The 26,247-nt window shown below is 69.6% G+C and carries 25 protein-coding genes and 1 riboswitch; of the genes, 11 read left to right on the forward strand and 14 right to left on the reverse strand.

Annotation, left to right across the window (positions count from 1 at the left end; all coding sequences use genetic code 11):
- Window positions 1-24: 24 nt before the first annotated feature.
- The 3 genes from ACIHCL_RS22190 to ACIHCL_RS22200 all read left to right on the forward strand — a co-directional run bounded on the left by ACIHCL_RS22190 (window position 25) and on the right by ACIHCL_RS22200 (window position 2,691).
- Complete coding sequence (locus ACIHCL_RS22190) at window positions 25-1,017, forward strand: tetratricopeptide repeat protein (RefSeq protein WP_399864161.1); 993 nt, start codon at window positions 25-27, stop codon at window positions 1,015-1,017.
- 109 nt (window positions 1,018-1,126) lie between these two features.
- Window positions 1,127-1,765, forward strand: coding sequence for a peptide deformylase (def, locus tag ACIHCL_RS22195; protein ID WP_399864162.1), 639 nt, complete (start codon window positions 1,127-1,129; stop codon window positions 1,763-1,765).
- A 188-nt stretch (window positions 1,766-1,953) separates the two neighbouring features.
- A complete protein-coding gene (locus tag ACIHCL_RS22200; RefSeq protein ID WP_399864163.1) occupies window positions 1,954-2,691 on the forward strand; it encodes a D-Ala-D-Ala carboxypeptidase family metallohydrolase in 738 nt (245 codons plus the stop codon).
- Window positions 2,692-2,944: 253 nt separating this feature from the next.
- On the opposite strand, the gene ACIHCL_RS22205 is transcribed toward ACIHCL_RS22200, so the two are convergent.
- The 7 genes from ACIHCL_RS22205 to ACIHCL_RS22235 all read right to left on the reverse strand — a co-directional run bounded on the left by ACIHCL_RS22205 (window position 2,945) and on the right by ACIHCL_RS22235 (window position 10,974).
- Window positions 2,945-3,964 (reverse strand): ribonucleotide-diphosphate reductase subunit beta, encoded by a 1,020-nt coding sequence (locus tag ACIHCL_RS22205; RefSeq protein WP_399864164.1) that lies wholly within the window; start codon window positions 3,962-3,964, stop codon window positions 2,945-2,947.
- Window positions 3,964-6,375, reverse strand: a complete 2,412-nt coding sequence (locus tag ACIHCL_RS22210; protein ID WP_399864165.1) for a ribonucleoside-diphosphate reductase subunit alpha — start codon at window positions 6,373-6,375, stop codon at window positions 3,964-3,966. Before ACIHCL_RS22210 ends, ACIHCL_RS22205 begins: the two co-directional genes overlap by 1 nt.
- A 138-nt stretch (window positions 6,376-6,513) precedes the next feature.
- Window positions 6,514-6,647: riboswitch (cobalamin riboswitch) on the reverse strand.
- 162 nt (window positions 6,648-6,809) lie between these two features.
- Window positions 6,810-8,459 (reverse strand): monocarboxylate uptake permease MctP, encoded by a 1,650-nt coding sequence (gene mctP / locus ACIHCL_RS22215; RefSeq protein ID WP_399864167.1) that lies wholly within the window; start codon window positions 8,457-8,459, stop codon window positions 6,810-6,812.
- Entirely contained in the window at window positions 8,456-8,743 is a 288-nt protein-coding gene (locus tag ACIHCL_RS22220; protein WP_399864214.1) for a DUF3311 domain-containing protein, read from the reverse strand. The genes mctP and ACIHCL_RS22220 overlap by 4 nt, the downstream gene beginning before the upstream one ends.
- 278 nt (window positions 8,744-9,021) lie before the next feature.
- Window positions 9,022-9,354 (reverse strand): hypothetical protein, encoded by a 333-nt coding sequence (locus ACIHCL_RS22225; RefSeq protein ID WP_399864169.1) that lies wholly within the window; start codon window positions 9,352-9,354, stop codon window positions 9,022-9,024.
- Window positions 9,354-9,560 carry a hypothetical protein gene (locus ACIHCL_RS22230; protein WP_399864170.1) on the reverse strand — a complete coding sequence of 69 codons (207 nt, stop codon included), beginning with the start codon at window positions 9,558-9,560 and terminating at the stop codon, window positions 9,354-9,356. The genes ACIHCL_RS22225 and ACIHCL_RS22230 overlap by 1 nt, the downstream gene beginning before the upstream one ends.
- Window positions 9,561-10,209: 649 nt before the next feature.
- The gene (locus tag ACIHCL_RS22235; protein WP_399864215.1) at window positions 10,210-10,974 is read right to left on the reverse strand and encodes a GntR family transcriptional regulator; all 765 of its coding nucleotides are present in this window, start codon (window positions 10,972-10,974) and stop codon (window positions 10,210-10,212) included.
- Window positions 10,975-11,256: 282 nt separating this feature from the next.
- Between ACIHCL_RS22235 and ACIHCL_RS22240 the strand changes: the two genes are divergently transcribed.
- From ACIHCL_RS22240 to ACIHCL_RS22255, 4 genes are all read left to right on the forward strand, one after another.
- Window positions 11,257-12,555, forward strand: coding sequence for a sugar ABC transporter substrate-binding protein (locus ACIHCL_RS22240; protein WP_399864171.1), 1,299 nt, complete (start codon window positions 11,257-11,259; stop codon window positions 12,553-12,555).
- Between the two features lie 115 nt (window positions 12,556-12,670).
- Window positions 12,671-13,684, forward strand: coding sequence for a carbohydrate ABC transporter permease (locus tag ACIHCL_RS22245; RefSeq protein WP_399864172.1), 1,014 nt, complete (start codon window positions 12,671-12,673; stop codon window positions 13,682-13,684).
- A complete protein-coding gene (locus ACIHCL_RS22250) occupies window positions 13,681-14,541 on the forward strand; it encodes a carbohydrate ABC transporter permease (RefSeq protein ID WP_399864173.1) in 861 nt (286 codons plus the stop codon). Before ACIHCL_RS22245 ends, ACIHCL_RS22250 begins: the two co-directional genes overlap by 4 nt.
- A 2-nt stretch (window positions 14,542-14,543) precedes the next feature.
- On the forward strand, window positions 14,544-16,079 hold the full coding sequence (locus tag ACIHCL_RS22255) for a glycoside hydrolase family 3 protein (RefSeq protein ID WP_399864175.1): 1,536 nt from the start codon (window positions 14,544-14,546) through the stop codon (window positions 16,077-16,079).
- Window positions 16,080-16,249: 170 nt separating this feature from the next.
- On the opposite strand, the gene nagB is transcribed toward ACIHCL_RS22255, so the two are convergent.
- Entirely contained in the window at window positions 16,250-17,035 is a 786-nt protein-coding gene (nagB, locus tag ACIHCL_RS22260) for a glucosamine-6-phosphate deaminase (RefSeq protein ID WP_399864177.1), read from the reverse strand.
- A gap of 815 nt (window positions 17,036-17,850) precedes the next feature.
- Here nagB and ACIHCL_RS22265 point away from each other — a divergent pair.
- Entirely contained in the window at window positions 17,851-19,317 is a 1,467-nt protein-coding gene (locus ACIHCL_RS22265; RefSeq protein ID WP_399864216.1) for a sensor histidine kinase, read from the forward strand.
- A gap of 209 nt (window positions 19,318-19,526) precedes the next feature.
- Here the strand turns inward: ACIHCL_RS22265 and ACIHCL_RS22270 are convergent, their stop codons facing one another.
- Both ACIHCL_RS22270 and ACIHCL_RS22275 read right to left on the reverse strand, forming a co-directional pair.
- A complete protein-coding gene (locus ACIHCL_RS22270; RefSeq protein WP_003953983.1) occupies window positions 19,527-19,784 on the reverse strand; it encodes a WhiB family transcriptional regulator in 258 nt (85 codons plus the stop codon).
- Window positions 19,785-20,102: 318 nt separating this feature from the next.
- On the reverse strand, window positions 20,103-21,071 hold the full coding sequence (locus ACIHCL_RS22275) for a diacylglycerol/lipid kinase family protein (RefSeq protein WP_399864178.1): 969 nt from the start codon (window positions 21,069-21,071) through the stop codon (window positions 20,103-20,105).
- Between the two features lie 162 nt (window positions 21,072-21,233).
- On the opposite strand from ACIHCL_RS22275, the gene ACIHCL_RS22280 reads away from it, so the two are divergent.
- On the forward strand, window positions 21,234-21,704 hold the full coding sequence (locus ACIHCL_RS22280) for a hypothetical protein (RefSeq protein WP_399864179.1): 471 nt from the start codon (window positions 21,234-21,236) through the stop codon (window positions 21,702-21,704).
- A gap of 115 nt (window positions 21,705-21,819) precedes the next feature.
- Here the strand turns inward: ACIHCL_RS22280 and ACIHCL_RS22285 are convergent, their stop codons facing one another.
- From ACIHCL_RS22285 to ACIHCL_RS22295, 3 genes are all read right to left on the reverse strand, one after another.
- Window positions 21,820-22,773 (reverse strand): RNA polymerase sigma factor SigF, encoded by a 954-nt coding sequence (locus ACIHCL_RS22285; protein ID WP_399864180.1) that lies wholly within the window; start codon window positions 22,771-22,773, stop codon window positions 21,820-21,822.
- Window positions 22,770-23,183, reverse strand: a complete 414-nt coding sequence (locus tag ACIHCL_RS22290) for an anti-sigma regulatory factor (protein ID WP_073781878.1) — start codon at window positions 23,181-23,183, stop codon at window positions 22,770-22,772. Before ACIHCL_RS22290 ends, ACIHCL_RS22285 begins: the two co-directional genes overlap by 4 nt.
- A 266-nt stretch (window positions 23,184-23,449) precedes the next feature.
- Window positions 23,450-23,710 carry a UBP-type zinc finger domain-containing protein gene (locus tag ACIHCL_RS22295; RefSeq protein ID WP_399864181.1) on the reverse strand — a complete coding sequence of 87 codons (261 nt, stop codon included), beginning with the start codon at window positions 23,708-23,710 and terminating at the stop codon, window positions 23,450-23,452.
- Between the two features lie 36 nt (window positions 23,711-23,746).
- On the opposite strand from ACIHCL_RS22295, the gene ACIHCL_RS22300 reads away from it, so the two are divergent.
- Together ACIHCL_RS22300 and ACIHCL_RS22305 are read left to right on the forward strand one after the other, a co-directional pair.
- Window positions 23,747-25,351 carry a Na+/H+ antiporter gene (locus tag ACIHCL_RS22300; RefSeq protein WP_399864183.1) on the forward strand — a complete coding sequence of 535 codons (1,605 nt, stop codon included), beginning with the start codon at window positions 23,747-23,749 and terminating at the stop codon, window positions 25,349-25,351.
- 140 nt (window positions 25,352-25,491) lie between these two features.
- The gene (locus ACIHCL_RS22305; protein ID WP_399864184.1) at window positions 25,492-26,010 is read left to right on the forward strand and encodes a DUF402 domain-containing protein; all 519 of its coding nucleotides are present in this window, start codon (window positions 25,492-25,494) and stop codon (window positions 26,008-26,010) included.
- A 40-nt stretch (window positions 26,011-26,050) separates the two neighbouring features.
- On the opposite strand, the gene ACIHCL_RS22310 is transcribed toward ACIHCL_RS22305, so the two are convergent.
- Window positions 26,051-26,215 (reverse strand): transposase domain-containing protein, encoded by a 165-nt coding sequence (locus tag ACIHCL_RS22310; protein WP_399864217.1) that lies wholly within the window; start codon window positions 26,213-26,215, stop codon window positions 26,051-26,053.
- Window positions 26,216-26,247 lie beyond the last annotated feature (32 nt).

A 26,247-nucleotide genomic window follows, 5' to 3' on the forward strand; every position in this document is an offset into this window, starting at 1 on the left:
GTCCAGTCGGAACGGGCGGGAATCGTGAGGATCTTCGGGAAGGTACGGCATCGGCCCTCCGCCTCGTGGCGGCAGGCCACGGACCGCGCGTTCACGCTGATCGGCGACGGCCGGTACGAGGACGCGGGCGCGCTGCTGACACGCGCGGCGGACCTGGAGCCCTGGCTCTCGGAGTCGTGGTTCAACCTGGCGCTGCTGCACAAGTTCCGGCACGACTGGGAACAGGCGCGAGCCGCGGGTCTCAGGGCCGTGGCGCTGCTCGACAAGGACGCCGGCGCTCCCGACTGGTGGAACGTCGGAATCGCCGCCACGGCGCTCCAGGACTGGCCGCTGGCCCGCCGTGCCTGGCAGGCGTACGGCCTGAAGGTGCCGGGAGTCGGCCAGCACACCTCCGCGGCGGGCAGCGAGCCCGTCGGCATGGAGCTGGGCAGCGCGGCGGTGCGGCTGTCGCCGGAGGGCGAGGCCGAGGTGGTGTGGGGCCGCAGGCTCGACCCGGCCCGGATCGAGGTGCTCTCCATCCCGCTGCCGTCCTCCGGCCGCCGCTGGGGCGAGGTCGTGCTCCACGACGGTGTGCCGAACGGCGAGCGGGTGACCGCCGCAGGGCCCGCCTACCCGGTCTTCGACGAGATCGAGCTGTGGGCGCCGTCGCCCGTCCCCACCTGGGTGGTGCTGCTGGAGGCGGCCACGGAGGCGGACCGGGACGCGCTGGAGCGGCTGGCGTCCGACGCCGGGTTCGCCGCGGAGGACTGGTCGTCGTCCGTGCGGCTGCTGTGCCGGGCCTGTTCGGAGAGCCGGATGGAGAGCGACGAGGGCGACGGCGATCACCTGGACCCGCACGACCACAGCGAGCCGGGGCACCCGGGCCCGCTGGGGCACCGCACGGCCGGTGAGCTGTGGCTGCCGGAGCGCGAGTGCGGGATAGCGGCCCCGGCCGGACTGGTGCGCGGCCTGCTGGACGGCTGGGTCGCGGACAGTCCGGACAGCCGTGAGTGGCGGGATCTCGAAGAAGTCTGCTGACTGGTGCCCGTAGGCTGTACGGGCACCGGTCGCGGTGCCCGGAGCCCGAAGGCCACACATGGCCCGCGGCGCCCGGGTTTCAGGTTTTTGAGGAAGGCGTACGGCGGACATGGCGCAGCAGGAGACGGACGAGCCGATCAGCGTCGACGACGAGGGTTTCGTCGTGGACACCGAGGACTGCGAGGCGCGTGAGACGGCGCATCGCGAGCGTGGTACCTCCCGTCCGATCACGGTCGTGGGCAACCCGGTGCTGCACAAGGAGTGCAAGGACGTCACGGAGTTCGACGACGACCTGGCCCGGCTGATCGACGACATGTTCGCCAGCCAGCGGACCGCGGAGGGCGTGGGCCTGGCCGCGAACCAGATCGGCGTCGACCTGAAGGTCTTCGTCTACGACTGCCCCGACGACGAGGGCGTGCGGCATGTGGGCGCCGTCTGCAACCCGGTGCTGGAGGAGCTGGCGCCCGAGGACCGGGTGCTGGACGACTCCAACGAGGGCTGCCTGTCCGTCCCCACGGCGTACGCCCCGCTGGCCCGCCCGGACTACGCGGTGGTGCGCGGACAGGACGCCAAGGGCAACCCGATCAAGGTGCGGGGCCACGGCTACTTCGCCCGCTGCCTCCAGCACGAGACGGACCACCTGTACGGGTACCTGTACATCGACCGGCTCTCCAAGCGCGACCGCAAGGACGCGCTGCGGCAGATGGCGGAGGGCACGCCGCGCTACGAGACCGTTCCGAACGACTGAGTACGCCCGGCGCCCACCGGCGTTCACCGATGGGCCCGGTCCCTCCGGCGGAGGGACCGGGCCCATCGCGCTTCGCGCTCACCGGGGTGTCAATTTCCTTTCGCCTGTGGATGGTTGACGCGCGTCGACTCCTCCGACAGGCTCTCTGACCACACCTCGTACGCCTTCGCTGCGACAAGGAGCCCTTCATGCTCAGACGTACCGCACGACTCCTGCTCGGTCTTGTCATGACCATGGCTTTCGCCTTGGGTGGGGCCGTGGCCACCGCCGGAACCGCTCAGGCCGACGGCTGCTACACCTGGACCCGCACGCTGTCCCCGGGCGCCACCGGCAATGACGTCGTCCAGCTCCAGATACGGGTGGCGGGATACCCCGGATACAACTCCGTGCTCGCCATCGACGGTTCCTACGGCCCGGCGACCACCGCCGCCGTCAAGCGGTTCCAGGCCGCCTACGGCCTCGCCGCCGACGGCATCGCGGGCCCGGCGACCCAGGCCAAGCTGTACGCACTCCAGGACAACGACTGCACCCCGATCCACTTCACCTATGCCGAGCACAACCGGTGCAACAGCACCTGGACGGGTGGCGCCGTGGCGGCGGGCACGGCGAAGGCGAACGCGCTGAGCACCATGTGGAAGCTGGAGGCGCTGCGGCACGCGCTCGGCGACCAGTCGATCCGGATCACCAGCGGATTCCGCTCGACCTCCTGCAACAGCGCGGTCGGCGGCGCGTCCAACAGCCGCCATCTGTACGGGGACGCCGCCGACATCGGCGCCGGTCCGCACTCCCTGTGCACCCTCGCCAAGCAGGCCCGCTACCACGGCTTCAACGGGATCCTCGGCCCGGGCTACCCGGGTCACGGCGACCACGTCCACGTCAACCAGGGCCCCAACCGCTTCTGGTCGGCTTCGAGCTGCGGCATCTGACGCCCGTCCCGGGGCGCGGGCACCGGTCATGCCCGGCTGCCGCGCCCCGGGCGCGACCGCGCCCGCCCCGGCCGGTCGGCCGGACCGCGGAAGTCCGGCGGCGGGCGTGCGGGGCGTGGTGCCCGGCGACCGGACGAACCGGTGGCGCGGCGCCGGGCGGCCGGCGGACGCCGGGCGGCCCGTTACGACCGCACGGCGTGCCACCTCTCGGAAGCCGGGCTCGGAGAGCGGCGGTTTCCGGACTAGCGCGGCACTAGAAGTCCTCGTCGAGGTCGACCGAGCCCTCCACCGCCACCTGGTAGGCGGACGGCCGGCGCTCGAAGAAGTTCGTCAGCTCCTGTACGCCCTGGAGCTCCATGAACGAGAACGGGTTCTCGGAGCCGTAGACCGTCGGGAAGCCCAGCCGGGCGAGGCGCTGGTCGGCCACGCACTCCAGGTACTGCCGCATGGAATCCGTGTTCATGCCGGGCAGGCCGTCGCCGCACAGATCGCGGGCGAACTGCAGCTCCGCCGTCACGGCCTCCTTCAGCATGTCGGTGACCTGCTGCTGGAGTTCGTCGTCGAAGAGCTCCGGCTCCTCCTTGCGGACGGTGTCCACGACGTCGAACGCGAAGCTCATGTGCATGGTCTCGTCCCGGAACACCCAGTTGGTGCCCGTGGCGAGGCCGTGCAGCAGGCCCCGCGAGCGGAACCAGTAGACGTAGGCGAACGCGCCGTAGAAGAACAGCCCCTCGATGCACGCCGCGAAGCAGATCAGATTGAGCAGGAAGCGGCGGCGCTCGGCCTTCGTCTCCAACTGGTCGATCTTCTCGACCGAGTCCATCCACTTGAAGCAGAACTCCGCCTTCTCGCGGATGGACGGGATGTTCTCCACCGCCGCGAACGCCGCCGCCCGGTCGTCCGGGTCGGGCAGATAGGTGTCCAGCAGCGTCAGATAGAACTGGACGTGCACGGCCTCCTCGAACAGCTGACGGCTCAGATAGAGCCGCGCCTCGGGGGAGTTGATGTGCTTGTACAGCGTGAGAACGAGGTTGTTGGCGACGATCGAGTCGCCCGTCGCGAAGAACGCGACCAGCCGCCCGATCAGGTGCTGCTCGCCCGGCGAGAGCTTCGCGAGGTCGGCGACGTCCGAGTGGAGGTCGACCTCCTCGACGGTCCAGGTGTTCTTGATCGCGTCCCGGTAGCGCTCGTAGAAGTCCGGGTAGCGCATGGGGCGCAGGGTCAGTTCGAAGCCCGGGTCGAGCAGGTTCTTGGAGGAGTTGGCGTCGGTCATTACTGGCAGGCCTCGCAGGACTCGGGGTTTTCCAGGGAGCAGGCGATCGCATCCGCGTCGGGGACCGGCGTCTGCTGGGCGGGAACGGGGGCGGTCGCCGCGGTGCGGCCGGAGGCGGCGCGGGCGATCCGGGTGGCGGGGCGGGACCGCAGGTAGTACGTCGTCTTCAGCCCCTTCTTCCAGGCGTACGCGTACATCGAGGAGAGCTTGCCGATGGTGGGCGTCTCCATGAAGAGGTTCAACGACTGGCTCTGGTCGAGGAACGGCGTACGGGCCGCCGCCATGTCGATCAGGCCGCGCTGCGGGATCTCCCACGCCGTGCGGTACAGGGTCCGCACGTCCTCGGGGATCCAGGCGAAGCCCTGCACGGAGCCGTTCGCCTCGCGCAGCGCCTCGCGGGTCCGGGCGTCCCATACGCCGAGCCGCTTCAGGTCCTCCACCAGGTACGCGTTGACCTGGAGGAACTCCCCGCTGAGCGTCTCGCGCTTGAAGAGGTTGGAGACCTGCGGCTCGATGCACTCGTACACGCCCGCGATCGAGGCGATCGTCGCCGTCGGCGCGATGGCGAGCAGCAGCGAGTTGCGCATCCCGCTCCGCTCGATCCGGGCGCGCAGCGCCTCCCAGCGCTCCGGCCAGTACGGCTCGGTGGCGTAGTGGTCGGGGTGCAGCACTCCGCGCGCGGCCCGCGTCTCCTTCCAGGCCGGCAGCGGACCCGAACGCTCCGCGAGATCGCAGGACGCCTCGTATGCGGCCAGCATGATCCGCTCGGAGATCCGCGTGGAGAGCGCGCGGGCCTCGGGGGAGTCGAACGGCAGCCGCAGCTGGAAGAAGACGTCCTGGAGGCCCATGGCGCCCAGACCCACCGGACGCCACTTGGCGTTGGAGCGGGCGGCCTGCTCCGTCGGGTAGAAGTTGATGTCGACGACCCGGTCCAGGAAGGTCACGGCGGTGCGGACGGTGGCGTCCAGCCGCTCCCAGTCGATGTCCCCGCCGTCGACGAACGCGCCGAGGTTGACCGAGCCCAGGTTGCAGACGGCCGTCTCGCCGTCGTCGGTGACCTCCAGGATCTCGGTGCACAGGTTCGACGAGTGGACGACGCGGCCCGGTTCGGCGGTCTGGTTCGCGGTGCGGTTGGCGGCGTCCTTGAAGGTCATCCAGCCCTGGCCGGTCTGCGCGAGGGTGCGCATCATCCGGCCGTACAGCTCCCGGGCCGGAAGCGTCTTGCGGGCCAGCCCCTTGGCCTCGGCGGCCCGGTACGCGGCGTCGAACTCCTCGCCCCACAGGTCCACCAGACCGGGCACGTCGGAGGGAGAGAACAGCGACCAGTCGCCGTCCGTGTCGACCCGGCGCATGAACTCGTCCGGGACCCAGTGCGCCAGGTTCAGGTTGTGCGTACGGCGGGCGTCTTCACCGGTGTTGTCGCGCAGCTCCAGGAACTCCTCGATGTCCGCGTGCCAGGTCTCCAGGTAGACGGCGGCGGCCCCCTTGCGGCGCCCGCCCTGGTTGACCGCGGCCACGGAGGCGTCGAGCGTCTTCAGGAACGGCACGATCCCGTTGGAGTGCCCGTTGGTGCCCCGGATCAGCGAACCGCGGGCCCGGATGCGGGAGTACGGCAGACCGATGCCGCCCGCGTGCTTCGAGAGCCGCGCCACCTGGTGGTAGCGGTCGTAGATCGAATCGAGCTCGTCGAGCGGGGAGTCCAGCAGGTAGCAGGACGACATCTGCGGATGCCGGGTGCCGGAGTTGAACAGGGTGGGGGAGGAGGGGAGGTAGTCGAGCCGGCTCATCAGCCCGTACAGCGCCGCGACCTCGTCCAGCGCACGCGGGGAGTCGTCCTCGGCGAGACCGGACGCGACCCGCAGCATGAAGTGCTGCGGTGTCTCGATGACCTGGCGGGTGTGCGGGTGGCGCAGCAGATAGCGGCTGTGGAGGGTGCGCAGCCCGAAGTAGCCGAACCGGTCGTCGGCGCCATCGGCGAGGGAGCGTTCGACCAGGGCGTCCAGGGCGGTCGCGTGCGCCGCGACGAACGCGGCGGTGCGGTCCGCGATCAGTCCCTCGCGGTGGCCGACCGCGACGGACGCGGAGAAGGAGACCGCGCCCTGCCCCGCCGCCTCGTCCGCGATGGTACGGGTCAGCAGCCGGGCGGCGAGCCGGGAGTAGGCGGGGTCCTCGGAGATCAGCCCCGCGGCGGCCTCGGTGGCCAGCGAGCGCAGCTCTGCCTCGTCCGCCCGGGCGGAGCGCCCGCGCAGCGCGGCGGCGGCCACCCGGCCGGGGTCGGTGTCGGGCAGGTCGGCGGTGAGGGCGGTCAGGGTCCGCAGCAGCGCGGTTCCCGGCTCGTCGTGTGCGGTACCCCCGGACTTGTCCGCTTCGGACACGGCGACTGAGGCCGGATCGGCTGGCGCGATGGTCACGCGGTGCTCTCCCTCGCTCGGCTCGGGGCCTGCGGGGAGACGGGCGGCCGGGCAGCGTGGAACCCATGACGGGGCGGCACTGCGTACGGCGTCCGCCGGCCCATCCGCGAGGCCCGGACGTCTGGCATCCGGTTCGGTCGAGCCGGATGCGCTGTCGGCAGGTCGTCGGACTCGTTCGAGTGTGCAAAAGCACACCGAATACACCGTTGCGGGACAGTTCCGGATTCGCACCGGATTCCCCTGCGACGACAGCGAGCATGAGCATACATGTGGGGGCCGCTCGATGCCGCCGCCCCCAGATGTTGTGTCGGCCGACTCCAGTCAAGGCCGTAGGACGCGCGCTGCGGCCCTCGCGGGAAGAAGACGGACGGCCCGCCGCGCCCCTCGGGAAAGGGGCTCGGCGGGCCGTTTGCGGGCCGTCGGGGCGGCCGTCCTCAGCGGCCTCCGCCCGGTGCCGCCGCCGCGCTCGGCGGCTCCGGCACGGCCGGCGGCGGCACCGCCCGGACGCCCGGGTCGCCCGCGTCCGTCGTGTAGTCGGCGGGCGAGGTCTCGTCGATGCCGGCGGGTGCCTTCACGGCGTTCAGGACGAAGGTCAGCACCACCGTCACCACCACGTTCAGCACGAACGCCGTCAGACCGATGTAGCCGATCTCACCGATGCCGGGGATCTTGGCGGACGATCCGCCGAAGTGCGCCTGGGTCGGGCTGGAGACCCCGTACGCGGCGACGGTCCCGTACACCATGCCGACCGCCCAGCCCGCGATCAGCGCCCAGCGGTGGAACCAGCGGGTGAACAGGCCGCCGACCAGGGCCGGCATCGTCTGGAGGATCCAGATCCCGCCCAGCAGCTGGAAGTTGATCGCGACCGTCTTGTCCATGGCGAGGACGAAGACCAGGGCTCCGACCTTCACCAGCAGCGACACCAGCTTGGAGACCTTGGTCTCCTGCTCGGCCGTCGCGTCCGGTCTGAGGAAGTCCTTGTAGATGTTGCGGGTGAAGAGGTTGGCCGCCGCGATGGACATGATCGCGGCGGGCACCAGCGCGCCGATGCCGATGGCGGCGAAGGCCACCCCCGCGAACCAGTCGGGAAACATGTTTTCGAACAACTGAGGGATCGCCAGTTGTCCGTTCTCCACCACGATCCCGGCGGCGATCGCCATGAAGCCGAGGAGCGCCAGCATGCCCAGCATCAGCGAATACAGCGGCAGGATCGTGGTGTTGCGCCGGATCACCTCGCGACTGCCGCTGGAGAGGGTCGCCGTGATCGAGTGCGGATACATGAAGAGGGCCAGTGCCGAGCCCAATGCCAGGGTGGCGTAACCCCATTGGCCCGCCTCGGCGGGTACCAGGGAACCGGTCGGCTTCCCGCCGGGCGGACCCGCGAACTTCTCCTGTGCGGCGGCGAAGATGTCGTGGAACCCGCCCAGCTTGATCGGGATGTAGACGATCGCCACCACGATGACCAGGTAGATCAGGCCGTCCTTGACGAACGCGATCAGCGCGGGGGCCCGCAGACCGGACGAGTAGGTGTACGCGGCGAGCACCGCGAACGCGAGCAGCAGCGGCAGATCCCTGACGAACCAGTGCGTGTTCTCGCCGCCGCCGACGCCCATCACGTCCAGGACCGCCTGGATGCCGACGAGTTGCAGCGCGATGTACGGCATCGTGGCGAGCAGGCCGGTGACGGCCACCGCCAGCGAGAGCCCCTTCGAGCCGAAGCGACCCCGGACGAAGTCGGACGTGGTCACGTACCCGTGCCGGTGCGAGACCGACCACAGCCGAGGCAGGAAGGTGAAGATCAGCGGGTACACCAGGATCGTGTACGGCACGGCGAAGAAGCCCGCCGCACCCGCCGCGTAGATCGCCGCGGGAACGGCGACGAAGGTGTACGCGGTGTACAGGTCTCCGCCGAGCAGGAACCAGGTGACCCAGGTGCCGAACGACCGGCCGCCCAGGCCCCATTCGTCGAGGCTGGCCTCGTTCTCGGCCCTGCGCCAGCGCGCCGCCAGGAAGCCCATGACCGTGACGACCGCGAAGAAGAAGACGAAGACGCCGAGCGCGACGCCGTTCACACCGTCCTTCACGCCCGCTCACCTCCCCCGCGGGCGCGCTGGTCGCGCTGCCACAGCCGGTAGGCGATCGCGGTGAGCGCGGTGGAGACCAGCACCCAGAGCATCTGGTACCAGTAGAAGAACGGAATGCCGATGAAGGCGGGATCCACCTTCGCGTACGAGCCCACCCAGAGCATCGCGACAAACGGCGCGACGAGACAGAGGGCGACGACCACCCGCAACGGTGTGATCGCCGGCGGTCTTCCGGCGGGTCCCGCCGCCACGTTCTCGGGGTTGGCCGACTCGTCCCTCGGAATGACTGACACGCGGCGACTCCGTCCCCTCGCTGCTCACCTGGCTGTGACGCGCAGGAAATCTAGGGGATCGAGTCGCCGTTGAGGAAGCCCTTTTCGGAATCTCGCAGGCCGAGAACGTGTAAATCGAACCACTGTGTCAGGTATCGGAATGTGCTGAATCTGCTAGGCGGTGAACGTCCGAAGCGCCGTACCCGTTGGGGTGTGGTGTGTTGCTGTGGGAAACCCCTCTCCTCTCGGCCCGGAATTGACGGCCGGAGGAAAGGGGTCCGGTGAATCGATTAGTTCCCGAGTTCAACCTCGACATACCCGGTGACCGTCGAGGTGTGGTTTCCCGAGCAGGTTGCGCTGGACCAGCCGGAGGTGCGCCACGGACCCTTGATGTCGAAGGATCCTGCGGGCCCCACGCAGTGCACCAGCACCCGGTAGTGCTTCACGGCGCCCAGTCCGGTGCACTGGGCGCGGGCCGTGTATGCGTCGACCTTCTTCGTGTCGCAGATGATCTGAACGCCCTGCTCGGACGCGGAGGCCGCGGTGCCTGTCCCGGCCACACTTCCGAGTGCCGCGACGAGCGCTCCGGCGGTGAGCAGTGCGCTGCGCTTCTTCGAGGACATCAACTGGACACCTCCACACGGCCGCTGAGCACCTTCGCCCCGCAGTCGGCCACGGAGGTGACCGGTATGCCGGTTCCCCTCCACGGTCCGTACCTGACGAAGGTGCCGGCCCCGTTCCCCATCTGGCACGTGGCCACGGCGCGGTAGCCGACATTGACCTGCAGCCCGCGGCAGGTGGCCACCACCTTGGTGCCCTGGATGTCCACGGCGCACGAAACCTGCGGAGGAGTCGTTCCTGCGGCTGCGGGCGTTGCCGCCGCGGTCATTCCGGCAAACAGGAGAATGGATCCGAATGCGGCGGCTGCACTCTTCTTGAAGATGGACACGGGCCCCCCACGTGTGTATGTGTTCGAGTGAACACGAGGATGCGAGGGATGGGGTGACTATACGGTCAAGTGATTAGTCTAGGCCAATCCTTGGGGCTTCGGCGGCCCTGAAAGTGCTATCCGCCTGGGGTTCTGATGAAATTTCTGGTCGCGGCGCACGGGGGTATGTCGGACTTGGTGACCTTGTTTATATTTTCTCGAATTCGACCGAAGGGTACTGGAGAGAGATGCGGGTCTTGTTCGAATGGAATGCGCCAGAGCTGGCTTGAATCAATTGCCCCGGGTGCGGCGGGATCCGTGCCGGTGCGTTCCATCGCGCTCCCGAGGCGGCATGACGGCCGGGGGCGCGGAGTCCGGCGTGCGGCAGTGACTGCCGAGGCGTCGGCATGAGGGTGGGGGCGTAGGCGCGCGAGAAGGGGGTGAAGGCGACGCGGGGGCGGCGGCCCCGGAGCGACCGCCGCCCCTGCTGGGGGCTGGGGCCGGGGTCACGTCCGGTGCGGTATCCCCCGTGTCGCGTTCTGCGGGCGGGTCAGTCGACCGGTCGCTTCAGACGGGCCACGAACTTGTACCGGTCGCCGCGGTAGACCGAGCGCACCCACTCCACCGGCTCGCCCTTCCCGTCCAGCGAGTGCCGGGACAGCATCAGCATCGGCAGTCCCACGTCCGTACCGAGCAGCCCCGCCTCGCGCGGGGTGGCGAGCGAGGTCTCGATGGTCTCCTCGGCCTCGGCCAGCCTGACGTCGTACACCTCGGAGAGTGCGGTGTACAGCGAGGTGTACTTCACCAGCGAACGGCGCAGCGCCGGGAAGCGCTTGGCCGAGAGGTGCGTGGTCTCGATCGCCATCGGCTCCCCGCTGGCGAGCCGGAGCCGCTCGATCCGCAGCACCCGGCCGCCGGTGTCGATGTCGAGCAGCTCGGCGAGCGTGTCATCGGCCGTGACGTAACCGATGTCCAGCAATTGGGACGTCGGTTCCAGTCCCTGGGCACGCATGTCCTCGGTGTAGGAGGTGAGTTGGAGCGCCTGCGAGACCTTCGGCTTGGCGACGAAGGTGCCCTTGCCCTGGATGCGTTCCAGCCGGCCCTCGACGACCAGTTCCTGGAGCGCCTGGCGCACGGTGGTGCGCGAGGTGTCGAACTCGGCGGCCAGGGTCCGCTCCGGCGGCACGGGGGTGCCCGGCGGCATGGTGTCCGTCATGTCGAGAAGATGCCGCTTCAGGCGGTAGTACTTCGGGACCCGCGCCGTCCGCGCGACGGCGCCCGTCCCGTTCTCCGTACTGCCCCCGTGGGCGCCCATGGCCTGCCTTCCCGACTGTTGCGCTGCTGCCGTCACCGGCTCCTCCGTCTGTCGCGGCTCACATGGTGGCACGGTACGGTCACCGGTCGTCGCCCTGCCTCAGGTGTCGGTCCTATAACGGACGCGAGTGCACTTCTTATACACCCTTGACACCCCAAAAGGTCTAGGCCAAGCTCCGGGTACTGGTCTAAACCATTAAAGACCAGGTCCAGCCCCAGCAATGATCGTCGAATGTCTTCGCGGTGGTGGGCGGGGTTGCAGCATCCCTGAGGAGGGTTTGGCGTGAAGCGCAAGCTCATCGCGGCGATCGGCGTCGCGGGTATGTTGGTGTCGGTGGCGGCGTGTGGTTCCGACGACAAGGCGTCGTCCAAGGACCCGAAGGACCGCAAGGAGAACCTGACCGTCTGGCTCATGGGCGAGGCCCGCACGACCTGGCCGGAGCTGGTCAAGGACGTCAACGCCGAGTTCAACAAGAAGTACCCCAACGTCAAGGTCAGCGTCCAGTACCAGCAGTGGGGCGACAAGGTAAAGAAGCTTGACACCGCGCTGGGCGGTGACAAGTTCCCGGACGTCGTCGAGCTCGGCAACACCGAGACCATGCAGTACATCCTCAACGGTGCGCTCGGCGAGATCGACACCAAGAAGTACGAGAACTCCGACACCTGGATCAAGGGCCTCAAGGACACCTGCTCCTTCGAGGGCAAGCTCTACTGCGTGCCTTACTACGCCAGCGCCCGCCTCGGCATCTACAACAAGGACATGCTGAAGGCCGGTACCGGCAGCGACGTCCTCCCGCAGGACGAGGCCAAGTTCCTGGAGGCCATGGACAAGGTCTCGGCCGAGCTCGGCAAGAAGGACAAGCGCGCCTCCTCCCTCTACTACCCGGGCCGCTACTGGTACGCCGCGATGTCCTACGTCGCGGCCTTCGGCGGGAAGATCGCCACCTACGACGAGGGTGCCAAGGAGTGGAAGGCCTCGCTCTCCACCCCCGAGGCGCAGCAGGGCCTCACCCACTTCGTCGACCTGGTCAAGAAGTACAACAAGGCCGACCAGACGAAGGACGAGCAGGACCACACCAACGTCATGGCCAACGAGAAGGCCGCGGTCATCTATGGCCAGGCGTGGGAGGCCGGCAACGTCGTCACGGGCGAGAACGGCAACCCGAAGCTCGAAGGCAAGCTCGCCACGGCCGGTATGCCCGGTCCGAACGGCAAGGCGCTCCCGTCCTTCATCGGCGGCTCCGACCTCGCGACCATCTCCAAGTCCAAGAACCAGGACCTGGCCGAGGACTGGATCTCGATCTTCACCAACGCGAAGTCCATGGAGGTCCTCGCGTCGAAGAACATCCTCCCGAACAACGAGAAGCAGCTTGAGCCGCTGAAGGCCAAGCCGGAGACGGCCGCCATCGCCAACGCGGTGCCCGACGCCTGGTTCACTCCGATCGCGCCGGGCTGGGCGGCGGTGGAGAAGGAAGAGAGCCTGGAGAAGCTGCTCCTGGACATCCTGAAGGGGACCTCGGTCGCCGACGCCACCAAGAAGGCCGACGCCGAGATCAACGGTCTGATCAACCAGAAGGCCTGAGCCTTCTGAACTGCCAGGTGGGGGCCCGGCATCACGCCGGGCCCCCGCTCTTTCAGCTAGAGAACGCTGTGTTTTCCGGGGAATGCCTCGGATTCCGCGATGGAAGGTCAGCCACGTGACTGCCGCTGATACCCAGGCTGCCGGCCCGCCGGTCCCTGCACCACGTGATCCCCAAGTGCCCGCGACCTCGCTGTCCCCCGAGAGCGAGGGCAGGCCGCCCAAGCAGAGAAGACAGCGGAAGAAGGGGGAACTGCTCCCCTACTTCCTGATCCTCCCTGCGATCGTGGCGATCGCCGCTGTCTACCTCTATCCGCTCTCCAAGACGGTCATCATGTCCTTCCAGGACATGGGCCGGCGGGAGCTCTGGACCGGTGATGCCGCGCCGTGGGTGGGCCTGGAGCAGTTCACCAATATCCTCGGCGACCCCGAATTCTGGTGGGTCACCCTCCGCACGGTCGTCTTCATGGCCGTCTGCGTGACGCTCACGATGGGCCTCGGGCTGCTCATATCCCTCCTGATGCGTCGTCTGTCCACCTGGGTCCGGCTGACGCTGACCGTCGCCCTGATCGCGGCCTGGTCGATGCCGCTGATGGTCGCGTCCTCGATCTTCCGTTTCATGGCGGACTCCGACTACGGCCTGATCAACACCCTGATCGCCAAGGTCGTGGGTGAGGAGTGGCTGGGCCACAACTGGTACCTGGATCCGATTCAGGGATTCTCGATCATCACGCTGCTCGTGGTCTGGGGCGCCATCCCCTTCGTCGTCGTCACCCTGTACGCGGCACTCACCCAGGTCCCCAAGGAGCTGGAGGAGGCCGCCTCCCTCGACGGCGCCAGCGGCTACGGCGTCTACAAATACGTCACCTGGCCGGTCATCAAGCCGGTCTTCACCATGGTGGCCACGCTCTCGGTCATCTGGGACTTCAACGTCTTCGGTCAGATCTGGCTGCTGCGTGGCAACAAGCCCGAGCCGGAGTACGAGACCCTCGGCCTCTACTCCTACTCCAAGGCCTTCACTTCCACGTCCTTCAGCCAGGGAACCGCGATCGCCCTGATCACGGTGCTGCTGCTGTCCGGTGTGGCCGTGTACTACCTGCGCCAGCTCATGAAGACGGGAGAGGTCGAATGAGCACCACGACCGACACACAGGTCCTGCGCCCGGACCGCAAGAAGAGCCGACTGAGCTTCGACATCCTCGGCCTGGGCGTCGCCCTCGTCATGATCTTCCCGGTCTACTGGCTGGTGATCAGCTCCCTGCGCCCCAACCAGGAGATCCGGTCCTACGACCAGACCCTGTGGCCCACGTCGTTCACCTTCGACAACTTCGTCCGGGCGGCCAGGCAGGCCAACTTCGCCACCGCGATCCAGTCCAGTCTGATCGTCACCATCACCGCCGTCGTCGGCGGGATGATCATCGCGACCCTGGCGGCGCTGGCCATCGGCCGGTTCCGCTTCTTCGGCCGCAAGCCGCTGCTCATGATCCTGATCCTGGTGCAGATGCTGCCGCCGACCGCGATGCTCATCCCGATCTACGCCCAGCTCAACGCGATGGGCGGGATCGACGAGTACTGGGGCCTGATCGTCGTCTACCTGGTCTCCACCCTGCCGTTCGCGACGATCATGATCCGCGGCTTCGTGGTCAACATCCCCGTGGAGCTGGAGGAGTCCGCCATGGTGGACGGGTGCACCCGCTTCGGTGCCTTCCGTCGTGTGATCTTCCCGCTGCTCGCCCCCGGTCTCGCCGCCGCCGCGATCTTCGCGCTGGTCAACGCCTGGAACGAGTACCTCTTCGCGTACATCCTGATCAACGACAACTCCAAGTACACGCTCAACGTGTGGCTGATGACGTTCGCGACGGAGCGGGGTACCGACTACGGCGCACTCATGGCGGCATCGACCATGATCGCGCTGCCGGTCGTCGTGTTCTTCATGATCATCCAGAAGAAGATGGCCACGGGTCTCACCTCGGGCGCCGTGAAGGGATAACGATGACCACCCTGACCTCTGCCACGGACACCCTCACCCGCGACGCCCTCGCCGTCCTCCAACCCGGATTCACCGGCACCACCGCCCCGGACTGGGTGCTGCGCCGGGTCGACGAGGGACTGGCCTCCGTCGCGCTGTTCGGCCGAAACGTCCAGACGCCCGAGCAGGTCACCGTGCTCACCGCCCAGCTCAGGGCCGAGCGCGAGGACCTCCTCGTGGCGATCGACGAGGAGGGCGGTGACGTCACCCGGCTGGAGGTCCGCACCGGCTCCTCCTTCCCCGGCAACCTCGCCCTCGGACACGTCGACGACGTGGACCTGACCCGCGCGGTCGCCCAGGAGCTGGGCCGCCGGCTCGCCGAGTGCGGCGTCAACCTCAACTGGGCGCCGTCCGCCGACGTCAACTCCAACCCGGACAACCCGATCATCGGCGTACGCGCCTTCGGCGCCGACACCGGGCTCGTCGCCCGGCACACGGCCGCGTACATCGAGGGCCTCCAGGCGTCCGGGGTCGCCGCCTGCACCAAGCACTTCCCCGGACACGGCGACACCGCGATCGACTCGCACCACGCGATGCCCCGCATCGACGTCGACCTGGAGACCCTCTACGCCCGGGAGCTGGTGCCCTTCCGCGCCGCCATCGAGGCGGGCTCCAAGTGCGTGATGAGCGCGCACATCCTGCTGCCCGCGCTCGACCCGGACCACCCCGGAACGGTCAGCCCGCGGATCCTCACCGGACTGCTGCGCGAGGAACTCGGCTACGACGGCCTGATCGTCACCGACGCCGTCGAGATGCAGGCCATCGCCGGGACCTACGGCATCGAGCGCGGCTCCGTCCTCGCCATCGCCGCGGGCGCCGACGCGCTGTGCGTCGGCGGCGGCCTGGAGGACGACGGCACCGTGCTGCGGCTGCGCGACGCGTTGGTCGCGGCGGTGCGCAACGGCGAACTCGCCGAGGAGCGGCTCGCGGACGCGGCCGCACGGGTACGGGCCCTCGCCTCCTGGGCGCAGAGGGCCAGGGGGGCCGGTTCGGAGCCGGGTGCGGCAGCGCAGGAGGGGACCGCGCCCGGCACCGGAGCCGGTCGTGACGTCGGTCTGGTCGCCGCCCGCCGCGCGGTGAGGGTGACCGGTTCCGCCGAGCCGCTCACCACGCCCGCGTACGTCGCCTCGTTCACCTCCGAGTCGAATATCGCGGTCGGCGACGAGACCCCCTGGGGCGTGGCCGCGGAACTCGACCTGCTGGTGCCCGGCACGGAGAGCGGCACCTACGGCGGTGAGACCGCGGAACCGGTCGCCGCCGTGCTGCGGGCGGCGGGGGAGCGGCGCATCGTCGTGACCGTCCGCGACGCCCACCGCCACGCCTGGATGGGCGAGGCCCTGGACGCCCTGGTCGCGGAGCGCCCCGACACGGTCGTGGTCGAGATGGGTCTCCCGCAGGCACCCGCCAGGGGAGCCCTGCACATCGCCACGCACGGCGCCGCCCGCGTCTGCGGCCAGGCGGCTGCGGAGATCATCGCGAGGGGCGGCACGGAGGGCTGAGAACGGGCCGGTGGTGCGGGAGCGAGGGAACGCGGCACCGCACCACCGGCCCGCGCGCCGGGCGCAGCCCCCGCGCACGGCCGTACCGCTCCACACGCCGGGAGGCCCGGAGCACCCATCTCGGGTGCTCCGGGCCTCCGGTGCGTCGGGGGTCGCCTCGGCGGAAGCGACTACAGCCCCTGCCAGGACGGCTTCGTTGCGTACGTGGCACGGAAGTAGTCGGCCAGCTTCAGCTTGGACGCGGCGGCCTTGTCGACCACCACGGTCGCGTGCGGGTGCAGTTGCAGCGCCGAGGCCGGGACGACCGAGGCGATCGGCCCCTCCACCGTCTGCGCCACGGCGTCCGCCTTGCCCTCGCCGGTGGCGAGCAGGATCGGGTGGCGGGCCTCCAGGATGGTGCCGATGCCCTGGGTGATCACGTGGTACGGCACCTGGGAGATGTCGCCGTCGAAGAAGCGCGCGTTGTCGATCCGGGTCTGCTCGGTGAGCGTCTTGATCCGGGTGCGGGACGAGAGCGAGGAGCACGGCTCGTTGAAGCCGATGTGGCCGTCGGTGCCGATGCCGAGGATCTGGATGTCCACCCCGCCCGCCTCGGCGAGCGCCTTGTCGTACGCCTCGCAGGCCGCCGGGATGTCCTCGGCGGAGCCGTCGGGGCCCATGAAGGACTCCTCGGGCAGGCCGAGCGGTCCGACGACCTCGCGCAGCACCACGGAGCGGTAGGACTCCGGGTGGCCCGCGGGCAGCCCGACGTACTCGTCGAGCTGGCAGATGCGGACGCGCGAGACGTCCAGGGCGCCGGAACGGACCTTCTCCCTCAGCGCGTGGTAGATGGGCAGCGGGGTAGAGCCGGTGGCAACGCCGAGAAGGGCGTCGGGCTTGCGGTTCACCAGGGCGCCGATGGCGTCCGCGATGAGTTCGCCGCCCGCCTTGGCGTCCGGGACGATGACAACTTCCACGCTGGGCCTGCCGATCTGAAGAGTGGTATCAGGTGGTATAGACCAATCAAGTTCCCAATCTAGCAGAAGTGGGCGACACGGACACGGTACGGACGCGGCGTGGGCAGGGTGCGGACGGGGGGGTTGCGGCGGCCCCGACGCCGGCCGCGCCCTCTCCTCGGGCAACGCGCGGCGTTCCGCTCCGGTGCCCGCCGGAGGATCCGTCGTCGGGCGGCGCGCGCACCTGCTTCGATGCCTGTCATGGCCGCGCGCAGCACCGTGCGTAGAGCCGTCCGCAGGGTGGGGCCGGGTCTCGCGGACGCTCCGGCCGGCACCGTCGGCCAGTCCCCGGGTCCGCTTGCGTGGACGCGCCCCGTGGGGCGGCGGGGCCCGCCGGGCGTGCCGTACGTGGGGGCGTGGTGTCCGGTGCGGGTCTGTGCGTCGCGGGGTGGTGCGACGCGCGCCCGGCGCGCACACGCGGTTCTCGCCCCCGGAAACACCCGCGGGCCGCGGCGCCGGGACGGGACCCTCAGCCCGTCCGGCACCGCAGCCCGGAATGTGACCGTCCAGTGGACGGTCCGCTCGGCCGGCGGTGTGCGGTGCCGTCGGCCGGGAGAGGCGTCCGCGTGGTCAGGGCAGAGAACGCGGATGCCTCGATCCGCTCTCCTGTGCGGGGAGAGCGGAGGCCCTGTCCACAGCATTGTGGACTAGACCATTCGCCGTGTCCATCCATCGGAGCACCGCAATTCCAGGGGTCCGCTTTCTTCCCCGTACGACGGCGTCGTCCGGTTCGGAACCCCGACCCGGACGCGGGTACGCTCGCACACGTGCCCTCCATGAACGACCTCGTCCGCCAGCACACGGCCCTCGGCGACGCCGACCTCGAGTGGCTGCACACGCTGGTCTCGGAGTGGCAGCTGCTCTCCGACCTGTCCTTCGCCGACCTCGTGCTGTGGATCCCCACCCGTGACGGCACCCGTTACGTGTCCGTGGCCCAGATGCGGCCCAACACCGGACCGACCTCGTACCAGAACGACATGGTGGGCCACCTGGTGCCGCGCGGCCGGCGCCCCCTGCTCGACGTGGCGCTGGACGAGGGCCGGATCGTGCGCGAGGGCGATCCGGAGTGGCGCGAGGAGGTCCCGGTACGGGTGGAGTCGATCCCCGTGCGCCGGGAGGGCCGGGTCCTCGGCGTGATCGCCCGCAACACCAATCTGCTGACCGTGCGCACGCCGTCCCGGCTGGAGCTCACCTACCTCCAGTCGGCCTCCGACCTGGCCCAGATGATCGCCGCGGGGGCCTTCCCGTTCCCCGGCCAGCAGGTCGACATGGACGCCTCGCCCCGTGTCGGCGACGGGCTGCTGCGGCTCGACGCCGACGGGGTCGTCCAGTACGCCAGCCCCAACGGCCTCTCCGCCTACCACCGCCTCGGTCTCGCCTCCGACCTGGTCGGCCAGCACCTGGGCTCGATCACCGCTGAACTCGCCCCGTCCCGGGGGCCGGTGGACGAGGCCCTGGTCAAACTGGCCAGCGGTTACGCGCCCCGTGAGTTCGAGGTCGAGGGTGCGAGCGGGGTGATCCAGCTCCGCGCCATCCCGCTCAAGCCCAAGGGCGTCCGGATCGGCTCCTTGGTCCTGCTGCGGGACGTCACCGAACTGCGGCGCCGCGAGCGGGAGCTGATCACCAAGGACGCCACCATCCGGGAGATCCACCACCGGGTGAAGAACAACCTCCAGACCGTCGCGGCCCTGCTGCGGCTCCAGGCCCGCCGAATGGATTCGGCCCGGGGGCGCGAGGCGCTCAACGAGGCGGTACGACGCGTCGGCTCGATCGCGATCGTTCATGAGACGCTGTCTCAGAATCTGGATGAGCGGGTGGAGTTCGACGAGATCGCCGACCGGGTCATCGCGATGGTCGCCGAGATCTCACCGGGCAAGGTCACCTGCCGCCGCACGGGGTGTTTCGGCGTCCTCGACGCCGAGGTGGCCACACCGCTGTCGATGGTGCTCACGGAGGTCCTCCAGAACGCGCTGGAGCACGCCTTCACCCTCGCCGAGCAGGGAACGGTGGACGTGTCCGCGGTGCGGGGCGGTACCTCCGTCGAACAGCGGCTGCTGATCACGGTCCAGGACGACGGATGCGGTCTGCCCGAGGGCTTCGATCCGCAGAGCACCGGCAATCTGGGGCTGCAGATCGTGCGCACGCTGGTGGAGGGGGAGCTGGGCGGGACGTTCGGCATGGTGCCGGCGCCCGAGCGCGGCACCCGGGTCTTCTTCGACATCCCGGTCCGGCCCCACAAGTAGCCCCTGGTCCCGTGAGCCGATGGCGCAGGGCATCCGCCGGTCCGGGCTGCCCCGCCCGTCACGGCAGCGAGCCCGGACCGTGAGACACGGTCCGGGCTCGCTGTTCATGCGTGCGCTTCGGGGGGTACTGCGCGCTGCGACTCGGGGGCGGGTTCGTGCGTACGCGCTGTACGCGCCGCCGGGCTGAGGCTCGTAGCGGTGGCGTCGGCTCAGGCGCTGGCGTTACGCGCCCGGTTGCGAGCGGCACGGCGCTTCATGGCGCGGCGCTCGTCCTCGCTGAGGCCACCCCAGACACCGGAGTCCTGGCCGGACTCGAGCGCCCACTGCAGGCACTGCTCCATGACGGGGCAGCGACGGCAGACAGCCTTGGCTTCCTCGATCTGCAGCAGCGCAGGACCGGTGTTGCCGATGGGGAAGAACAGCTCGGGGTCTTCCTCACGACAAACGGCGTTGTGACGCCAGTCCATGGCTGCTACCTCTCCTTGGTGTTGCATACGGTGCTTGTGAATGTGAACGCTTTCACGAATCCCCCCGCAGATAACGGTCCGACGCCCAGGTGAACTGGTTGTGGTCCAGTGAAGTGAGGAGGGGTTCTGGCTCTCAGTGGAGGCTGTTGTTGTGAGCCGTCCCGATCGCCATGTAGAGATTCGCAAACCTCGGCGACGGATACAACCCCTTCTGGAAAGTTTTTTTTGATTCCTCGGTGTCGACTAGGTCACAGCCGTAATTCCATGGGGTGGAGTCCAGCCCAAACGTTCGACTTGAAGGACTTTTGGCTCTTCCACTCACACAATCACACGCAGTGCACGGCGTACGCCTGTGAACGTCACACTTGTGCGCACTCCCAGATGGTCACCGTCCATCTGGAAGGGGAGCGGCGCCTTTGAATGCAAGGTGAAGCTCGTGAGGTCGTGAAGCGAGATCGCGTGCTTGCCGCGGGGGCCCTTCTCGGGGCTCGACGTCAGCAGCTGGGTGGCGTAGCGGGCGACCGCCGGCGTGGAGAGGCGCTTCAGCCCGAGTACGTCCAGGCCGGTGTCGAAGGAGGCGGTCGGGGACGCGTACAGGGGGCGGTTCCCCAGGTAGGTCCAGGGGGATGTGTTCGAGATTATCGACAGCGCGAGGTCGGTGACCGGTTCCAGCCCGGGGGCTTCCAGTGTGATCTTCCCCTGTCGCCGGTGCGGTTCCTCCAGGAATTGCCGGGCCACCTGGCGCACGTACAGCGCGTGCGTCGACCGCTTGCCGAGTTCGCGCTTCTGTTCGACCCGGCCGATCACGCCCGCGTCGAATCCGAGCCCGGCACAGAAGGTGAACCAGCGTTCCGGGATCGATTCGTCCTCGGTGCCGGGGGTGCCGGCCGCGAGTCCGAGGCCGACGGTGCGCTCGGTGCGGTTGGCGAGCGCGTCCAGGATGGCGCCGGTCGCCTCGACCGCGTCGTTCGGCAGGCCCAGGGCGCGCGCGAAGACGTTGGTGGAGCCGCCGGGGACCACCGCGAGCCGGGGCAGGACGTCCAGGTCGGGGCCGTTGTGGAGGAGGCCGTTGACGATCTCGTTGACCGTTCCGTCGCCGCCCAGGGAGACCACGAGGTCGATCGTCCCGGACTCCGCGGCCTCCCGTCCGAGATCCCGGGCGTGCCCCCGGTATTCCGTGGTCACCGCCTCCAGCTTCATCTCGCTGGCCAGGGCGTGGATGAGCACGTCGCGCGTCCGCGCACTGGTGGTGGTAGCAGCTGGATTGACCACGAGGAGTGCGCGCATGACGGTCAGAGTACCTACCCGGCGGTATAGCCCTGAAGTCCCGCCCCATGGCCTCACGCTCGGTGACGGGCCGCGCGCGGCGGGCGGGTGGAGGGCCGGGGTTCCCGTGTCGTTCACCACCCCGGCTTCGCTTTCCCGGGTCCGGAGTGCCAACCTGCAGGGGTGAGTACTCAGCAGAACACGCCCGACTCGTTGCCCTCGTCGTCGTCCTCGCCGTCGGCCGCGTCGGCGAGGCCGAGCAGGATCACGCTCGTCGCGGCACTCACCGCCGTGGAGGGGGTGGCGCTCGTCGCCGGCGGGATCTACATGCTGGTGATGGGGCTGCTCGGGCACCCCGAGAGCCCGCAGCAGGCGGAGATGGGCGGCCTCACGCTGATCGCGCTGGGTGTGATCCCGCTCGTCGCGGCGCGCGGTCTGCTGCTGCGGCGCAGTTGGAGCCGGGGCCCGGCGCTCATCACGCAGATTATGGGGCTCCCGGTGGCCTGGACGCTGCTGAGGTCCCACGGCGTGCTGATCCCGACCGGGATCCTGCTGGCCGCGATGGTCCTCACCTCGCTCTACCAGTTGCTCAGGCCGACGACGATCGAGGAGCTCGGCATCCGTCGTCCCGGCACCACGACCCCGGACGCCTGAGCGAGGGCCCGATCCGGGCCGGGCGTCCGGGGTCGTGGTGCCGGGACGACGGGCCGGCGAACGCGCGGTGTCCCGGCCCCGCCCCGTCCTCCGGCCGTGCCCCGGACTGTCGGTCCTACTCCTCGACGAGCAGGCGCTCGCGGAGCTGGGCCAGGGTGCGGGCCAGCAGCCGCGAGACGTGCATCTGGGAGATGCCGACCTCCTGGGCGATCTGCGACTGGGTCATGTTGCCGAAGAAGCGCAGCAGCAGAATCCGCTTCTCGCGCGGCGGCAGGTCCTCCAGCAGCGGCTTGAGCGACTCCCGGTACTCGACGCCCTCCAGCGCCTCGTCCTCGGAACCGAGCGTGTCCGCGACCGCGGGCGATTCGTCGTCGGTGTCCGGCACGTCCAGCGAGAGCGTGCTGTACGCATTGGCCGATTCCAGCCCCTCCAGCACCTCTTCCTCGGAGATGCCCAGGCGCTCCGCCAGTTCGTGCACCGTCGGCGAGCGGCCGTGCAGCTGGGAGAGTTCGGCGGTCGCCGTGGTGAGCGACAGCCGTAGCTCCTGGAGTCGGCGGGGCACCCGGACCGCCCAGCCCTTGTCGCGGAAATGGCGCTTGATCTCGCCGACGACCGTGGGCGTCGCGTACGTCGAGAACTCCACGCCGCGGTCCGGATCGAACCGGTCCACCGACTTGATCAGGCCGATCGTGGCGACCTGCGTCAGGTCGTCCAGCGGTTCGCCGCGATTGCGGAACCGGCGGGCCAGGTGCTCCACGAGCGGCAGATGCATCCGCACCAGCCGATTGCGCAGCTCCGCCCGCTCGGGCGAGCCGTCGGGGAGGGCGCGCAGCTCGACGAAGAGCGCGCGCGCCCTGCTGCGGTCCCGTGGATCGTGGTGCCCGTGCTCGCTCATCTGGCCTGCCCGCTCCGCCTGCGACTGCTCCACCGCGAACGCACGGCTCGCGGGCTCGTCCGCCCCGTCCTCCGGATGGGGCAGGGCCTGCTGTTCCGGGATGGCCGCCGCACGCACCACCCCTGGTCGGATCGTCTCGTCCCGCACCGGACCGTCCCCGTTTCCGTAGCTCACGCCGGCCCGGGTCCCGCGCCGCGCTGTTTGTAGAGGCTGATGCTGACCGTACGGTCGTCGGCCACCGAGGAATCGACCTTCCCGGCCAGCGCGGAGAGCACCGTCCAGGCGAAGGTGTCGCGCTCCGGCGCCCGGCCGTCCGTGGTGGGTGCCGACACCGTCACCTCCAGGGAATCCTCGATGAGCCGGAAGACACAGCTGAGGACGGAGCCCGGCACGGCCTGCTGGAGCAGGATCGCGCAGGCCTCGTCGACCGCGATGCGCAGGTCCTCGATCTCGTCGAGCGTGAAGTCCAAGCGTGCCGCGAGGCCGGCCGTGGCCGTACGCAGCACCGACAGGTAGGCACCCGCAGCGGGCAGCCGGACCTCCACGAAGTCCTGATTCCCGGGCTCGCCTGCGATCTGGGACACCCTCACCTCCAAGGTGGCACAAACTCTTCCGAGGATCCGGGAAGGGCACCCCGGAGCCATGTGGTACGTCTTCGGTTCTGGTCCGGCGACGCTATCGCGATCCATGATGCCGTGTCGCCGAACCCCCGGGCCCCGGCGGCGGATCAGGACCGGACAGGACCCAGCCCATGGCTGTCACTCATGGTAAGTCAATGACCACACACGGTGGCTAGGGGTCTGCTGCGATCAATTACGGACATCCGGCGCCGCGTTGAGGTACCCGGGCGTCAGACGATCGCAGCGTCCACGAAGCACCAGCGCCAGCTCTCGCCGGGCTCGAAGCTCCGCATCACCGGATGACCGGTCTCCTTGAAGTGCCCCGTGGCGTGCCGCAGCGGCGAGGAGTCGCAGCAGCCGACATGGCCGCAGACCAGGCACAGCCGCAGATGCACCGGCTGCGTGCCCGCCGCGACGCACTCCGGGCAGGTCTCGTCGAGAGGCTCCGGCTCGGGGCGCGGCAGAGCGGGCACATGCGTGCATTCACTCATGATGGTCAGGTTACGACGGATGCGAGGGCCGTGGACATGGATGTACTTCCGCTGGTGGCGCTGGTGGCGGCGAGCGCCGCCGTCGCGGGGGCGGCCCGCCGCACCCCGGTGCCGGCGCCCCTGCTGCTGGTGACGGTGGGGCTGCTCGCCTCGTACGTGCCCGGGGTACCCGCGTACACCCTGGACGCCGGCATCGTGCTGCCGCTGCTGCTGCCGCCCCTGCTCTACACGGCGGCCGTCGACAGTTCGTACCTCGACCTGCGGGCCAACGCGCGGCCGGTCGCGCTGCTCTCCGTCGGCTACGTCCTCTTCGCGACCGTGGCGGTCGGCTGGCTCGCCTACCTCGTCGTGCCCGGCCTGCCGTTCAGCGCCGCGCTGGTGCTCGGCGCGGTCATCGCCCCGCCGGACGCTGTCACGGCCGCCGCGATCGCCCGGCGGGTCGGTCTGCCCGGCCGGGTCACGACGATCCTCCAGGGCGAGTCCCTGGTGAACGACGCCACCGCGATCACGGCGTACAAGGTGGCCCTGGCCGCGGCCGTCGGCGCGGGCATGAGCTGGAGCGCCGGGATCGGCGAGTTCCTGCTGGCCGCGCTCGGCGGTGTGGCGGTCGGCCTGGTGCTGATGGTGCCACTGCACTGGCTCCGCACGCACCTCAGGGAGGCCCTGCTGCAGAACACGCTCTCCCTGCTGATCCCCTTCGTGGCGTACGCGGCGGCCGAGCGCGTGCACGCCTCGGGAGTGCTCGCCGTGGTCGTCGTCGCGCTCTACCTGGGCCACCGCGCCTGGCAGGTCGACTTCGCGACCCGGCTCCAGGAGGCGGCCGTCTGGAAGATGGTCGCGTTCGTCCTGGAGTCCGCGGTCTTCGCGCTGATCGGGCTCCAACTGCCCTTCGTGCTGAAGGGCCTCGGCGCGTTCGCGGTGGCGGACGCGCTCTGGTACGCGGTGGCGGTGTTCGCGGCCGTCGTCGTGGTCCGTTTCATCTGGGTCTTCCCGGCGACGTACCTGCCGCGATGGCTGTCGAGACGGATCCGCGAGCGCGAACCGGGCACCGACTGGAAGGCGCCGGTGATCGTCGGCTGGGCCGGGATGCGCGGGGTCGTCTCGCTCGCCATCGCGTTCTCCATCCCGTTGCTGACGGCCGCCGGGCAGCCGTTCCCGGCCCGGAACCTGGTGCTGTTCCTGACCTTCACCACCGTCATCGGCACGCTGGTCGTCCAGGGCCTGAGCCTGCCGGCGCTGGTGCGCGCGCTGAGACTCCCGGGGCGGGACGCGACGGCCGAGACCCTGGCCGAGGCCCAGGCGCAGAGCGAGGCGTCCGCCGCCGCCGAGGCCCGGCTGGAGGACCTGCTCGCCGACCCCCGCAACGCCCTGCCCGAGCCGCTCGTCGACCGACTGCGCGCCGTCCTGGAACGGCGCCGCAACGCCGTGTGGGAACGGCTCGGCGCGGCCAACCCGGTGACCGGGGAGTCGGCGGACGACACCTACCGGCGGCTGGCCGGCGAGACGCTGGAAGCCGAGCGCGAGGTCTTCGTACGGCTCAGGGACGAGCGGCGGATCGACGACGAGATGCTCCGCACCCTGCTCAGACGGCTCGACCTGGAGGAGGCGGCGGCCTACCGGGAGGAGCCGGGCACGACGTGAGGGGGCACGGCGGGGGAGGCCCGGCCGGGCGCGTACGGTCCCCGCGTCCGGTCGGGGGGCCGCCGTCGGCCGATGCAGTTGCCTCAGTGATGTTTCCAATCCCGAGCTCGTGGCCGGCACTGTCGCGTTAGCGTCCTGGTGTGATCACAGAGAGCACCTCCGTGCTGGTCGACATTCGGAAGTACGACGGCAGCCTGAGTGCGCGGTGGACTGCTGACCGGCTCGGTGAAGACGAGTACGGCGTGTGGTTGGGCACGGCGCAGGGAGTCTTTGTCAGTTCGGCCACCGGCGGCTGGACAAGCCGGTTCGCGTACGTGATGTCGGTCCCGCGGGGTGAGTGGTGGACGGCCACTTTCTGTGTGAATCCTGGTCCCGAAATGTACTGCGACGTGTGCACGGTGCCCGAGTGGAACACGGACGGGACCGTCCTGCGCATGGTGGACCTCGATCTCGATGTCGTGCGGCCTCCTGGCGGCGAAGCCCGGATCGAGGACGAAGACGAGTTCGCCGAACACCGAGTGATTTACGGCTACCCCGAGAGCATCGTCAGCAAGGCCCGACAGACCTGCGAGTGGTTGATGGAGGCGGGCCGTCGAGGCGGTACCGGCGCCGAACCCTTCACCTCGGCATACCGCTACTGGCTCGACCTCATCGGGTAGGCCAGGACGTGGCTTCCCTGTGCGCCACAGGCGGGCGGCGTCACCCCCGGCCGCGGCTTCCAGACCGCAGCCGCGCCGGTAGGAGGCGACGCCGCTGTTCAGCCCGGCCGTGCTTGGCTATCGCCGCGTCGACCGATTCTGCGGTGAACACCTTCGTCAAAATTCCGATCCGCACCCGCTGCCCCGCTCCCCACCCCCGCCACACCCGGGGCAACGTCCTCCGCAGCCCAAAAGCAA

This window comes from Streptomyces sp. NPDC052042 (assembly GCF_044548345.1).
Classification (GTDB): Bacteria; Actinomycetota; Actinomycetes; order Streptomycetales; family Streptomycetaceae; genus Streptomyces.

Bases quoted from the DNA above. Each gene is read 5' to 3' on its own strand.
- ACIHCL_RS22270 (WP_003953983.1), bottom strand. From the start codon at position 19,784: ATGGACTGGCGTCACAACGCCGTTTGTCGTGAGGAAGACCCCGAGCTG.
- ACIHCL_RS22275 (WP_399864178.1), bottom strand. From the start codon at position 21,071: ATGCGCGCACTCCTCGTGGTCAATCCAGCTGCTACCACCACCAGTGCG.
- ACIHCL_RS22235 (WP_399864215.1), bottom strand. From the start codon at position 10,974: ATGGGCGCCCACGGGGGCAGTACGGAGAACGGGACGGGCGCCGTCGCG.
- ACIHCL_RS22300 (WP_399864183.1), top strand. From the start codon at position 23,747: ATGGATGTACTTCCGCTGGTGGCGCTGGTGGCGGCGAGCGCCGCCGTC.
- def (WP_399864162.1), top strand. From the start codon at position 1,127: ATGGCGCAGCAGGAGACGGACGAGCCGATCAGCGTCGACGACGAGGGT.
- ACIHCL_RS22205 (WP_399864164.1), bottom strand. From the start codon at position 3,964: ATGACCGACGCCAACTCCTCCAAGAACCTGCTCGACCCGGGCTTCGAA.
- ACIHCL_RS22255 (WP_399864175.1), top strand. From the start codon at position 14,544: ATGACCACCCTGACCTCTGCCACGGACACCCTCACCCGCGACGCCCTC.
- ACIHCL_RS22250 (WP_399864173.1), top strand. From the start codon at position 13,681: ATGAGCACCACGACCGACACACAGGTCCTGCGCCCGGACCGCAAGAAG.
- ACIHCL_RS22295 (WP_399864181.1), bottom strand. From the start codon at position 23,710: ATGAGTGAATGCACGCATGTGCCCGCTCTGCCGCGCCCCGAGCCGGAG.
- ACIHCL_RS22225 (WP_399864169.1), bottom strand. From the start codon at position 9,354: ATGTCCTCGAAGAAGCGCAGCGCACTGCTCACCGCCGGAGCGCTCGTC.
- ACIHCL_RS22200 (WP_399864163.1), top strand. From the start codon at position 1,954: ATGCTCAGACGTACCGCACGACTCCTGCTCGGTCTTGTCATGACCATG.
- ACIHCL_RS22265 (WP_399864216.1), top strand. From the start codon at position 17,851: ATGAACGACCTCGTCCGCCAGCACACGGCCCTCGGCGACGCCGACCTC.